General features: G+C 39.3%; 9 protein-coding genes. 1 reads left to right on the top strand and 8 read right to left on the bottom strand.

Translation table 11 applies throughout. From position 1 onward, the window contains the following. Positions 1 to 737 precede the first annotated feature (737 nt). The 5 genes from uxaC to EZ444_RS18860 all read right to left on the bottom strand — a co-directional run bounded on the left by uxaC (position 738) and on the right by EZ444_RS18860 (position 8404). Positions 738 to 2138 (bottom strand): glucuronate isomerase, encoded by a 1401-nt coding sequence (gene uxaC / locus EZ444_RS18840; RefSeq protein ID WP_131610701.1) that lies wholly within the window; start codon positions 2136 to 2138, stop codon positions 738 to 740. 53 nt (positions 2139 to 2191) lie between these two features. Further along, the gene (locus EZ444_RS18845) at positions 2192 to 3844 is read right to left on the bottom strand and encodes a UxaA family hydrolase (RefSeq protein WP_131610702.1); all 1653 of its coding nucleotides are present in this window, start codon (positions 3842 to 3844) and stop codon (positions 2192 to 2194) included. Further along, entirely contained in the window at positions 3844 to 5361 is a 1518-nt protein-coding gene (locus EZ444_RS18850; RefSeq protein ID WP_131610703.1) for a tagaturonate reductase, read from the bottom strand. The genes EZ444_RS18845 and EZ444_RS18850 overlap by 1 nt, the downstream gene beginning before the upstream one ends. 138 nt (positions 5362 to 5499) lie before the next feature. Beyond that, positions 5500 to 7185, bottom strand: a complete 1686-nt coding sequence (locus EZ444_RS18855) for a glycoside hydrolase family 28 protein (protein ID WP_131610704.1) — start codon at positions 7183 to 7185, stop codon at positions 5500 to 5502. Positions 7186 to 7453: 268 nt separating this feature from the next. Next, positions 7454 to 8404 (bottom strand): pectinesterase family protein, encoded by a 951-nt coding sequence (locus EZ444_RS18860; RefSeq protein WP_131610705.1) that lies wholly within the window; start codon positions 8402 to 8404, stop codon positions 7454 to 7456. A gap of 168 nt (positions 8405 to 8572) precedes the next feature. Here EZ444_RS18860 and EZ444_RS18865 point away from each other — a divergent pair, with 168 nt between their 5' ends. Further along, positions 8573 to 9586 (top strand): LacI family DNA-binding transcriptional regulator, encoded by a 1014-nt coding sequence (locus EZ444_RS18865; protein WP_131610706.1) that lies wholly within the window; start codon positions 8573 to 8575, stop codon positions 9584 to 9586. 6 nt (positions 9587 to 9592) lie between these two features. Here the strand turns inward: EZ444_RS18865 and EZ444_RS18870 are convergent, their stop codons facing one another. Genes EZ444_RS18870 through EZ444_RS18880 form a run of 3 tightly spaced genes read right to left on the bottom strand, consistent with a single transcriptional unit; the run spans position 9593 to position 13126 of the window. Next, positions 9593 to 10996, bottom strand: a complete 1404-nt coding sequence (locus EZ444_RS18870; RefSeq protein ID WP_225874772.1) for a glycoside hydrolase family 28 protein — start codon at positions 10994 to 10996, stop codon at positions 9593 to 9595. Between the two features lie 44 nt (positions 10997 to 11040). Further along, positions 11041 to 12078, bottom strand: a complete 1038-nt coding sequence (gene pelA, locus EZ444_RS18875; protein ID WP_205945307.1) for a pectate lyase — start codon at positions 12076 to 12078, stop codon at positions 11041 to 11043. A gap of 25 nt (positions 12079 to 12103) precedes the next feature. After that, positions 12104 to 13126, bottom strand: a complete 1023-nt coding sequence (locus EZ444_RS18880) for a pectinesterase family protein (RefSeq protein ID WP_131610707.1) — start codon at positions 13124 to 13126, stop codon at positions 12104 to 12106. Positions 13127 to 13139 lie beyond the last annotated feature (13 nt).

Raw genomic sequence — 13139 nt, forward strand, 5'->3', positions numbered from 1 at the left:
AAATAGCTTTGGTTTTCATGTACTTTGAAACTGTACTATCTTACCTCGCTATGCTTTATAAATGACATCTCTTTAATGAACTTCTCGAATCGCCTCACGGGTCTTCTTTATATTTCTTCGTTTATTATTCTTCAGTTTCGTTCCGGTCTTAATGTTCCGAATCTCAGTTTCAAATCCTCAACGTTTCAATCTTTTTTATTCTGTTAACAAACTCCGTTTGGTAACTCCCGTTCTGTTTGGGATTGCAAAGGTAGAAATCTTTTTGGTTTTGTCAAGCTTTTTATTAAACTTTATTTCTTTTATTTTTCGAGCCTTTTAAACACTCATAAAGAAACACCAATCTCTTTTTCTAACCCTTCAGTTCAACCTTCATCCTTATCCTTTTCTTACAAACCCTTCCTCCGAAGCGGGATGCAAAAGTAGGAAAATTATACGCCCCCGCAAACTTAAACACACTATTATCTCCGTTAAACCCATAAGTACCTGCAACACAACCAGAAAAACTGAAAGCTATTTTAAAAAAGAAGGATCATGAAATTAGCGTATTAGACCAACTGTATAGCGAAACCCGTATTAGACCCATTGATATTCCTTTAAAAATCCTATGACTGTAAACGCGTGCCCGAAGAACTCTCGAAGGGTACTACAGTAACCTTTTCAGCTCTATAACCTTAACCCACAAAAAAGCCCTTACGATACTTCTACCATAAGGGCCTATCTAAAATTGAAACTGAGTATTAAAAGTTGAAATACGATTTAGCGTTATTATAACAGATATCTTGCACTAACTGTCCAATCCACTCCGTATTGTCCGGCAATTCACCTTTCTCTACGTCCTCTCCAAACAGATTACATAAAATACGTCTGAAATACTCATGGCGCGGATAAGAAAGGAAACTCCTTGAATCGGTAAGCATACCTACAAAACGGCTCAATAGTCCCATATTAGACAATGTATTGATCTGTTTAATCATCCCATCCTTTTGATCCAGGAACCACCATCCCGATCCCCATTGCACTTTTCCGGCAACAGTTCCGTCGTTATAATTTCCAATCATAGTTGCCATCAATTCATTGTCGGCAGGATTTAGGTTATACAAAATAGTCTTAGCCAGTCTGTTTTGCGAATCAAGGTTATTTAAAAACTTAGAAAGCTGTTTACCCTGACTAAAATCACCTATTGAATCAAAGCCCGTATCAGGCCCTAGCTGGCTTAGCAACCTATTGTTATTGTTTCTTAAAGCACCAAGGTGATATTGTTGTACCCACCCCTTCTCATGATCCCAAAGGGCAAATTCAAACAGCAAAGCCGATTTAAACTTCAGCACCTCCTCTAAAGTTAATGCTGCATTAGCTCTAATCTTAGTAAAGATAGATTTAACCTCTGCTAAAGTATAGTCCTCTGCATAAATCTGCTCCAAACCATGGTCAGAAACCGTACAGCCATTAGCAGCAAAATAATCATGGCGCGATTTCAAAGCTGAAAGATAAGTATCCAAATCATTGATCTCCCCACCTGTCAATTCCGCAAGCTTATCGATATAAGTATTTAATCCTGCTACATCATCCGCATTCATAGCCTTATCTGGTCTAAAGGCCGGGAATACCTTTATATCTACCCCATCATTCTTGATTTTCTGGTGAAATTCCAAGCTATCAAGCGGATCATCAGTAGTACATAAAGTCTCCACCTTCATTTTGCGAAGTAAGTTCTGAACAGAATACTCCGGACGTTGAAGTTTAGCTGTACACTCATTATATATACGTTCTGCATTATCGCCAGACAATACTTCATGTATATCAAAGTAACGCTGTAGTTCCAGGTGTGTCCAATGGTATAATGGATTTCTTAAAGTATAAGGAACCGTCTCTGCCCATTTTTTAAATTTCTCCAGGTCGGTTGCTCCCCCAGTGATATAATATTCATCCACACCATTTGCCCGCATAGCACGCCATTTATAATGGTCGCCCGCCAACCAAACCTGTGTAATGTTTTCAAAATTGATGTCGTTTGCAATCTGCTCAGGAATCAAATGATTATGATAATCAATTATCGGCATTTGCTTGGCATAATCATGATACAGCATCTCGGCCGTCTTAGTTTCTAATAGAAAATTATCGTCTAAAAAATTCTTCATCTAACGCTATTTATATATAGTATATATATGTTAATTATTTATATCAGGTTTCCTTACAAGGAAACACCTCTTTTCCATGGAATAAAATCATCCTGAATATGGCGCACTGCACTTACAGTGGTTGTGCCACTTGCTACACCAATTACATAATCTAAAATTCGACTACCGGCCTCTTTAATGGTTTCATCGCCATCAATAATAGGTCCTGTATCCAAATCAATGATGTCACTCATCTTGTTAAACAATTTGGTATTGCTCGATATTTTAATCACCGGAGCAATAGGATTACCAGTTGGCGTTCCCAATCCCGTGGTAAAAAGTACCACGTTGGCTCCCGATCCGACTTCGGCAGTCGTGGACTCCACATCATTGCCTGGTGTACACAATAAGTTCAATCCCGGTTTAGATACTTTCTCTGGATAATCCAATACAGCCACAACTGGAGAGGTCCCTCCTTTTTTAGCTGCACCGGCAGATTTAATAGCATCAGTAATCAAACCATCTTTAATATTACCTGGTGAAGGATTCATATCAAAACCTGAACCAGCTTCGGTAGCTCTTTTGCTGTAAGTTTTCATCAGATGCTCAAAACGCTCGGCATCCTCCTTATCTACGCAACGATCACTCAGGTTTTGTTCTACACCGCAAAGTTCCGGGAACTCGGCAAGAATCACTGATCCACCAAGTGCAACCAGTAAATCAGAGGCATAACCAATTGCTGGGTTTGCGGATATTCCAGAGAAACCATCAGAACCACCACATTCCAAACCAATACAAAGGTTACTTAACGCAGCAGGTTTTCTTTCGTTGGCGTTGGCTTGTATCAGACCTGCAAAAGTTTGTTTAATCGCCTGTCCCAACAATTCCGATTCTTTGCCTATCGTTTGCTGATCTAGAATATAAAGTGGTTTGTCAAAATTGCGACTTCTTTTTTCTATTTCTTCTTTAAGGATGCTTACCTGTGCATTCTGACAACCTAAGCTTAAAACCGTTGCACCGGCAACATTTGGATGGGTAATGTAACCGGCCAACAAACCACAAAGGGTTTCAGAATCCTGACGAGTACCACCACAGCCACCTGTATGTGTTAAAAATTTAATACCATCCACATTTGGAAACATGCGGTTTTGCTTTGCAACGTTTTCCGAGTAGGTCAGCTCAGCATTTAAAATATCATTTACGCTGGCTCCTTTTTCGTAAAGGGACATCAATTCTTTGGCTTGCACCTGGTAGTTTTCATTTCTGCCATAGCCAAGATTGTTCATCAATGCTTCCTGTATCACTTCGAGGTTCCTGTTTTCGCAAAAAACCATGGGTATCACTAACCAGTAATTAGCCGTCCCCACCTGCCCATCTGTACGATGAAAGCCATTAAAGGTCCTATCTTTCCATTCAGTAATGTCTGGTTTCTCCCAGTTGATGTGCGCATCCGTCGTATTAAACTCCGTTGCAGCGTGTTTGATATTACCAGTAGTTATAATAGACCCTACCGGAATATCTATTTGGGCTTTACCTACCAAAACACCATACATGATCAACTGATCACCAACCGCCATATCTGTAGTGGTAAACTTATGCTTTGCAGGTACATTGTCGGTCAGCAAATAAGATTGACCTTCGTAAATTACCTCTTCCCCTTTCACAAGATCCGTAAGCGCAACCAGTACATTATCCTTAGAGTGAACCTTTAATATTCTTTGTTTCATTATTTTGATACTTGTAATGATTGATCAATACTAGCCAAGGCATTGGCCACACCATTTTTCAATATATTGTTATAATTCTCTTTTACAGTACGATTAAAACCATCAAGCACAGAGAGATCAGTTCCCCATAACGCAGCGTTGGCCAATAATAAATCTACATAATCTGCCTCACTTTGTTGGGCTACTTCATAGAAATATGACGCTTCATCATCAGTAATCAAGTATTCTTTGCCTTCGTAACTTCCAAAATACTGGTTACCTTCTTTTCTGGCTACTTTCATAAACAATAGGAATGCGGCAAAACCAAAGGCAATATGACTCGGTACTTTATTGTTTATTTTATAATAGTTTAGCAATACAGGCAGCACCCTGATTTTCATTTTCATGGTATACTGAAAAGTAATATTGATCCATAAGTGCTCAATATTGGGATTTGCAAAACGATCAATTACTGTATTTGCAAACGCTACAGCTTCTGCTTCGGCTACATCATAGGGTATAGCACCTACTATTTCCTGCATCATCAGCTCTTTGACATAGTTGCGGGTAGCCTCATTGTTCATTGCCTTAGTTACGGTATCTATACCCGACAGGTAGGCTATCCCTGAGGTCAATGTATGTGATCCGTTTAATAAACGCACTTTCAATTCTTTAAAGATCTCAATATCGGGTCTAACAATTACCCCTTGATCTGCACCTTCCAATCCTAACAAAGCAGAAACCTTCTCGTCACCTTCAATTGCCCACAAGCGATAAGGCTCGGCCATAATGATCAGTTCATCGGTATAACCAAGCGCTGCTTCTAGTTTTGCTAGTGCAGCAGCATCTGGTTTACCTGGAACAATACGGTCTACCAACGAATTGCAAAAACGAATATGTGTACTTAACCACGTCTTAAACGCCTCTTCTAATTCGTTAAAGGCTGCAAGCTCAAATACAATCGCTTCTAGCTTCTTTCCATTATCTGAGATCAATTCTGTAGCAATTACAGCAAGATCAGCTGCCGCCGTCGAGCCTAAAGCTTTATATCTGGCATATAAAACAGCTAATAGTTTAGCCGGAAATGATACCGGTGGTTTTTGAGCTATACTTTCTTTTACCAATTGTATACCCACTTCGGTGGTATTGGATACGATGATGTTTAATTCTGGGGCACTGGCAATTTCCAATATCGCATCCCAATCCTGATCTGCAGTGAGTACGCGACTGATAGCGGATGAAATGATATTTTCCTCAACCGGTTGTCCGTTTTCAATCCCTCTTACGCATATTGTATATAAACTATTCTGTGCATCAAATTCTTTTGTACCGCCTTTGCTAGTGGATTTAACTACTACTACTCTGCCATTAAACAAGCCATTCCTATTGGCTTTATCTATAAAATAATCTGGTAATCCGCGCAATAGAACACCTGTTCCAAATTGCAATACCTTTTCAGGAAGGTTAAATAGTTCTTCTTTTGGAAGGATTAAACCGACAGCTTTAATGTCGTTTAACGTATCTTTTGATAAGTTCATATTCAGTTTTTAATACGGTCGTAAAACAAGTCTACGTAATTATTATAAGTTAGAAACGTTGTTCAAGCGTAATTATTTACGCAAACGTTATCGATAACGATTGCGTAAAATCGTCGTAACACTTCTTTACTATCTTATTTATTTTTTTATTTGCAATACGCCTGCTGCAGCACCATGACCAAACTCAGTTTTCAGTTTCGACTTTGTCGTATTGGTTTCTGACAAAATAATATCTGCATTTCTATCACCATTTATCCTGAACAATAAATCAGCATTGATATAGCTTATATTTTTCAATCCAATAGATTTCCCGTTTTGGATATAGATTAAAGGTAGTGCATTCTTTATTTCCAGATGGGCATTAGAAATATGTATGTTCTTTGCTTCCTGTATGTCAATTCCGGCTTTGGCTTTAGCAATCAGATTATCTATGTAAATATCGCTGATGCTCATTTCCGGCAAGCCCCTAACAAATACCGCCTTCTCCGCACCGTCACAAACTATATTCCTGATGTAAAACTTCCTGAACACAGGTGTCTCTTCGGTAACCGGCAGCAACTTCAATTTGGGGGTTTCTCTTGTTTCGCCTGCCAAAGGTATCGGATCAACCGCAGCATAATACATATCGAAAAGAATGGCTTCACCAGCAATATCTTTCATGTTGATATTCTTGGCATAGATATTTTCTACAATACCTCCACGACCTCTGGTTGTTTTAAAACGAAGGCCAATATCTGTCCCGATAAACGTGCAATCTGAGATAAAGATATTTCTTGCTCCGCCAGACATTTCACTGCCAATTACAAAACCACCATGTGCATGGTATACTGTGCTGTTGCGAATGATTACATTTTCTGTCGGCATACCACGCTTGCGTCCGGCAGCATCACGACCTGATTTGATGCAAATCCCATCATCACCTACGTCAAATGTACTACCTTCTACGAGTACGTTTTTACAAGACTCTAAATCTAGTCCGTCGCCATTTTGGGCATACCAAGGATTTTTGGCATATACATTTCTGATGGTTAAATCCTCTGTCATTAAAGGATGAAGGTTCCATGCTGGCGAGTTTTGGAAAGTTACCCCCTCCAGCAAAACACGTTTGCAACTGGTCAGCACCATTAAGTTGGGACGTAAAAAGTCTTTAATTTCCGCATAAAAATCAGCATTCTTCTCCTTGGTAATCAGACCTGGATCTTTCATCTTAGAACCTTTAAGTGATTTTTCTGAAGGATACCAAATCTTCTTATTCTCACTCAATATTCCACCAGACGCCAACAAGTCTTTCCATTGGCTTTCAGTAAGCTTATCTTTTTTCACCATCCGCCATGCATCTCCTGCTCCATCAATAATACCAAATCCCGTAATGGCAATATTTTGCTGACCAATGGCCCATATTGGAGATTGATTACGCATCTGAGGTATGCCTTCCCAACTGCCCTCCACCAAAGGATACTGATTAAAATCTTTCGTAAACTGTAGCAAAGCATTCTTTTTTAAATGCAAGTTTACATTACTTCTCAATTCTATCGGTCCGGTAATCCATAAGCCTTCCGGGATAAGGACAACGCCGCCACCACGCTTATTGCAATCTGATATCGCTTGATTGATGCTATTCGTATTCAAGGTAAGGCCATCATTTTTTGCGCCATATTTAAGGATGCTAATGGTATCTTTTTTAAAAGAAGTTGCAGCCACTACTGGCAGGTTATCAAAAGAGTACCCTTTTGCAGCATTTGTATTTTGCGCAACGGCATTAAACGAGAAGACAAATAGAGGAACTGCGAATATAGCAGATACTACTTTTTCATACTTAAACATAAGATTTATATTTGATTTTCACTCAATAAAACAAGTCTACGCAGTTTTAGATAAGATTGAAACTAAAAAGGGGAAAATAACTGCGCAATCGTTGCCAAAGACAAAATAGGGATATGCCTCTGAGACTGCCTGATCTTAGGCTCCCTGAAAAGGGAGCAAAGCTCAGAAGGTCTCTTCGGCATACCCAATTTTGTAACTAAACTTAATTAGTGATCAGTAACTTCGTTTATCGAGTACGGACCAAATTTAAGTAGCAGGATCCCAATGTTTAAATAGTAGGATCCCACCCTCTGAATATTTGTGTGATGGTATAGTCCTTAGCTGCTTCGTCGCTGAGCTGGTACGACCAGGTTACTCTTTTTTCAGGTTGCGCTCCTATTCCTTTGTTTTTATATTCTGCATAGAAAGCTGTTTGCTCATTACTTTCTTTGCCCCAGTTGTGCCAACCTTCAAGTTTTATAACGGGGCTTAGTTCACAGTTTAAAAAAACGGTTTTTGCAGCTGGACGCCATGGCCGCCCTAGATACACTGTTCCATCTGGTGCAGAGCCACCGATTTTACAATTCATAAATACATAGCCATATTTAGTGGTGTCGGGCGTAGCAGCAGCAGTAACATAACCTTGTTTCTTGCAGAAGATTTCACATTCATCAAAGATTGCAGTGGCCGAACCAAATATAAAATCAACTGTTCCGCTGATAAAGCACTTATAAAAATACTGTCTACTTCCTTTTCCGTAAGTGTAGAGCGTATCCTGAAAACCAAGCATCCTACAATTCATAAAGCGAGCCCTATCCCCGGCAATCCAAAGGGCAACTGCCTGACCAACCGGTCCGGCACTATTCTCAAAGGTGATATTTTCAGCAGTAAAGTCATCGGCGTAAATGAAGAATGACGAGGATCCGGAAGTACCTATATTTTCTCCGAAACTATTTTTCTTTTGCGCGTAGTCATCGTAGGTAAGCACTGTTTTATCCAGACTTTCGCCTAGCAATTTCACTTTTCTCTTAGATGCTGAAAGGTTTAGTTTTTCTTTATAGACTCCATTTTTAATGAGTATGGTAGTCGTTATATTTCTAAAATCAGGAACAGCACTTATGGCCTCTTGTACGGTCTTAAAATCTCCAGTCCCATCTTTTGCCACCACAAAATCGGCTTTTTGGGCAAAAGAGGTATAAAAACACATTAGGCAGGTAAGGCATAAAAGTAATCTTTTCATTTTTCAGGTCGTAGTAAGTTTGGTTAGTTCTCTGTACAACAAATTACAGTGTTTTTGTAATAGATTGTTTAAGTCAGTCGGTTTAATTTGCGCAATCGTTCCCGATATCATTACTGCCACCAACTGATATTATAAGAATAACGTTATATTGCATCTTATTTAGTTTTTATGTTCGAGCCACCTACCTTAAAAGATATCGCTAATGCCCTGGGACTATCCACATCTACAGTTTCCAGAGCTTTAAGGGATACTTATGAGATTAGTGCAAAGACAAAAAAACTAGTCTTTGAATATGCTGAAAAGATAAACTATCAGCCTAATCCGAATGCTTTAAGTTTAAAAGAACGAAGGACAAAATCGATTGGTGTGGTGGTGAGTGAAGTCGCCAACCATTACTTTTCTCAGGCCATCAATGGCATTGAATCTATTGCATACGACAGAGGGTATCACGTCATCATTACGCAAACCCATGAATCGTATGCCAGAGAAAAAATAAACGTACAACACCTTGCATCCCGTTCTATTGATGGTTTGCTAATTTCTCTTTCTGCCGAAACCTCCGACACTGCTCATTTAAAATACTTACATGAAAGAGGTATGCCCATGGTCTTTTTTGATCGGGTTCCTAATGACATCCATACGCATAAAATCACGGCAAATAACGAACAGGGCGCTTTTGAGGCTACATCACATCTGATTATATCTGGCTACAAGAAAATTGCCCACCTTACCAGTTCTGATCATCTATCCATCAGTATTGAGCGTTTACGTGGGTATACTGCTGCGTTGAATAAATATAATATCCCAGTAAATCCTGATTATATCAAACATTGTCCACATGGTGGCATGTTTCCTGAAGAAACAGAACGGGCAGTTTTAGAACTGGTTAACTTAAAGGATAAGCCAGATGCAATTTTTATAGCTGGCGACCGCCTATCCATTGGTTGCCTTGAAGTATTGAAAAAACTGAATGTCAAAGTTCCTGATCAAATTGCACTAGCAGGGTTCAGCAACTCTGATGTGCTGAACCTGTTCGAGTACCCGATCAGCTCTGTGCGACAACCGGCATTTAAAATGGGAGAAACTGCAACAGAAATGCTGCTGCAGCTTATAGAAAGTAAATATCCCGTAACGGACTTTGAGAATAAGGTGATTGATACCGAATTATTTACCCGCAACTAACAACCTTTACTTTGTCATCAACTTACCGTTGATCGTTACATTTTCTAACTTAAAATTCTTCACGTGATCGATCTTCATCGGCGTTTTTACACCGCGAATGTTACAGTTGATCATCCTTAAGTTTTCAACCGGTGATTCTTTATAAGCGTTTACGAAAATAGCGTAGTCGCCACCTTTCTCTACATCAATATTCTCCACCCATATGTTTCTAATCACGGGCATAAAATTACCGGGCTTCTCATAAAACATATTACAAGTAACCGCAGCATCTCGATAGGCACCTACTTTGATGTCTTTCATAAACACGTTTTCAATAATACCACCTCTGCTAGAGCTTGTTTTTAATCTTAAAATCCGATCTAAATTTGGACTGTCCATGATACAATTGATAGCAAAAATGTTTCTAGCTCCACCTGATATTTCACTTCCAATTACCACACCACCATGTCCATCTTTCATCTCACAATTTTCTATAATGTGATTTTCGGCCGGTCTTCCAATTCTACGACCGTCCTGATCTCTTCCTGATTTAATAGCAATGCAATCATCGCCGGTATCAAAATAACAGTTCCTGATGAGTACATTTTTACAAGATTCTGGATTAACACCATCCGTATTAGAACCGTGGGCAATAATCCTTAGGTTTTCAATGGTCACATTTTCGCACAATACAGGATTTACATTCCACATTGGCGAATTAACCATCTTTACGTCAGCGATCAGGATGCTGTTACAGCTATAAAGCTGGATAAAATTAGGGCGTAAAAAGTCGCCTTCACCAAACACCCGAGTTTTAGGATTGGTTTGTTTATGATTTAAATCGTGTAACACATCTCTTGCTTTAACTTGCTTTGATGGTTTACCCACATTCCATGCATACCAATCTTTATAAGTTGCATTGCCATCCAATATTCCTTTACCTGTAATGGCAATATTTTTCTGCCCGTAAGCGTAAATAAATGCGGAGTAATTCATCAGCTCCATTCCTTCCCATCTGCCAAACACAATTGGATAGTGCTTAGGATTTGCACTAAAAATAATCTTTGCATTGTCTGCCAAATGCAGGTTTACATTACTTTTTAAGTGAATGGCACCTGTTAAAAAATTACCCAAAGGAACAACAACCCTTCCGCCACCATTTTTAGCACAATCGGCGATGGCTTTTTTAAAAGCTTCCGTATTCAACGTTTTCCCATCCCCTTTAGCACCATATTTAGTGATCAAAAAATCCTTAGCAGGAAAAATCGGTGCGTTGATCAGTTTTCTGATCCGCGCCATTTCCGCTAATGGCTCTGCAGTAGTTTTCCAAATTGTAACTGGTTGTTGTGCGCTTGCATCCAACACCAGCATTGCAAAAAATGTTGCCAGCAAGCCCTTCAGCTTATACTTAGCATTTGTCATAAACCCCATGATTGTACTTAATTAAAAACCATTAAAACAAAAATCTCTATTACTTATTTACTATTTCTCTTTAACCACTCTGAATAGCCCTTATCCAGCACTTTTTTGGGCCAATTCCCATACCAGGCATACCCATTACGTCGCTCGTAACCGATATCTTGAATGGAATATTTTACAATACCGTCCCTGTCACAAAAGAAAGGTCGATTGGTTCCAATCTCATAATACCTAGCCCATATCGTGGATGCCGGATCAGCTACCACTTGTCTATCTTTGCCCAATTCCGTACCTGGAGCCGGCACATCAATTACCTTATAGCCTGAGATTTTTACGGTCTGAAACCATTCTACAGCTGCATTTACAGCATCCTTGATTTGCTTTGAAGGATTTGGCTGGCTCATTAGAAACTCAACAATTTCATCACTTTCAGAGCCACTTATAGAAGGTAGCTCGTAAGCTCTGGCCTTTGCTGGTTCTAATGTCCGTTCATCATACTGTTGACACCAGGCCGTAAGTTTACCGTTTACTTTAATTTGCGTTTTTAGTATACAGTCAATCCCCTTCTTAATCGCATTGGCACTAGGCTCTATTAACTTTGGACTAACTACATCCAAGTCATTTTTACTTAGCACCACATCTTGCAGGATATTCAATGCATTGATCATAGCATTGTCGTTATAGGTAATGTGCGCTCTATAAAGATGCTTATCCGGGTAATACTGTGGCCATCCTCCATTTTGATATTGGGCTTTTAACAGATAGCGAATACCATTCTCGGCAGCAGCCAGATACTTTGGATTGTTATCTTTTTTATAAGCCTTAACCAAATACCTGATTTCTTTGGCTGTAGAGCCATTGTCAATATTGGCATCATCTCTCGCAGCTTCTTCTGCTATTTCAGATTTTTGGCTTTCCGAAAACTCAACATCATACTTAAAAGCTTTGCCTTTGAACTGTTTAGACCAACCGCCATTCCCACGTTGGAACAACAGCATATTGTCTGCCTGCAAATCCTGAGCATTAACCTCTACAAAAAACAGGCAGGCCATACAAGCCAACACAATCTTTGCTATATTTTTATACGATTTCATTGTTTTTTTTCTTTTAATAATGATTTTAAATTCCTGACAATGGGTCCCAATTATCCGCGCTGCCTAGTATATTTTTAAGTGTATAAGATTTTACTGCTTTAGCATTTAACTGGTGCGACCAAGCTACACGGGCTTTTGCAGCTGCCCCCGGACCTTTACTCCCAAATTCCGCATAATAGGCTGTTTTCTCTTTATCAGGAAACATAGCATCCCCCTTCCAAGGGTTCCAACCTTCTGATGTAATGTGACTACCTAACTCACAGTTTATAAAAACCGTTTTTGCATAAGGCCTCCATGGTCTACCCAGATATACTTTTGTTACTTTTTCTACCGCTTTAAGTGTGCAGTTAAAAAGCACAAAGCCAAATTTCTGATTCGCTCTGGTAGCGGCAGCAGTTACATAAGAATTACTCAGGCTATTGATGGTATAGTTTTGAAAAACTGCTGTTGCTTCACCAAAAATAAAATCTGTAGTGCCCTCTATGTAACAATCCTGGTAAAACTGACGGCTTTTCTCTGTCGCAGCATAAAGGGTATCCTGAAAACCCAATAGTTTACAGTTTTTGGCCACAAAGCGATCGCCCTCTACATGCAATGCTACTGCCTGTCCTACTGCACCAGCCGTATTGGCTATAGTCAGATTTTCCATACTCAAGTCATTTCCCTGTACCAATACGGTATAGGAAGTATAGGTGGTAAACTTGTCTTTACCAAAAGCATCTTTACCTTGTGGATAAACCTTCCCAGAGAAATCATTGTTAGTGATGATGGTATTTTCTTTATCCTCTCCAATCAACGAGATATTTGTCTTCCAGGTTGGAATAACCAGCTTCTCCTTATAGATTCCTTTTTTAATAAAAATCTTTACGCTCTTCCCTCCTAAATCACGTACTGAATTTACAGCTTCCTGTATCGTTTGATAATTACCACTCCCATCCTGGGCTACAGTAATCTCTTTTGGAAAAACCGCTGACTGTGCCAAGAGTTGCGTTACCCAGCATACAAGGGATAGTACAATTAATGACAAATTTTTTAATAAATATTTCATCTCTATTATATGT

It is taken from the genome of Pedobacter hiemivivus, assembly GCF_004331685.1.
GTDB classification, from domain to species: Bacteria; Bacteroidota; Bacteroidia; order Sphingobacteriales; family Sphingobacteriaceae; genus Pedobacter; species Pedobacter hiemivivus.

Excerpts from the sequence above, each read along its gene's own strand:
- uxaC (WP_131610701.1), bottom strand. The coding sequence starts at position 2,138 with ATGAAGAATTTTTTAGACGATAATTTTCTATTAGAAACTAAGACGGCC.
- EZ444_RS18845 (WP_131610702.1), bottom strand. The coding sequence starts at position 3,844 with ATGAAACAAAGAATATTAAAGGTTCACTCTAAGGATAATGTACTGGTT.
- EZ444_RS18850 (WP_131610703.1), bottom strand. The coding sequence starts at position 5,361 with ATGAACTTATCAAAAGATACGTTAAACGACATTAAAGCTGTCGGTTTA.
- EZ444_RS18855 (WP_131610704.1), bottom strand. The coding sequence starts at position 7,185 with ATGTTTAAGTATGAAAAAGTAGTATCTGCTATATTCGCAGTTCCTCTA.
- EZ444_RS18860 (WP_131610705.1), bottom strand. The coding sequence starts at position 8,404 with ATGAAAAGATTACTTTTATGCCTTACCTGCCTAATGTGTTTTTATACC.
- EZ444_RS18865 (WP_131610706.1), top strand. The coding sequence starts at position 8,573 with ATGTTCGAGCCACCTACCTTAAAAGATATCGCTAATGCCCTGGGACTA.
- EZ444_RS18870 (WP_225874772.1), bottom strand. The coding sequence starts at position 10,996 with ATGGGGTTTATGACAAATGCTAAGTATAAGCTGAAGGGCTTGCTGGCA.
- pelA (WP_205945307.1), bottom strand. The coding sequence starts at position 12,078 with ATGAAATCGTATAAAAATATAGCAAAGATTGTGTTGGCTTGTATGGCC.
- EZ444_RS18880 (WP_131610707.1), bottom strand. The coding sequence starts at position 13,126 with ATGAAATATTTATTAAAAAATTTGTCATTAATTGTACTATCCCTTGTA.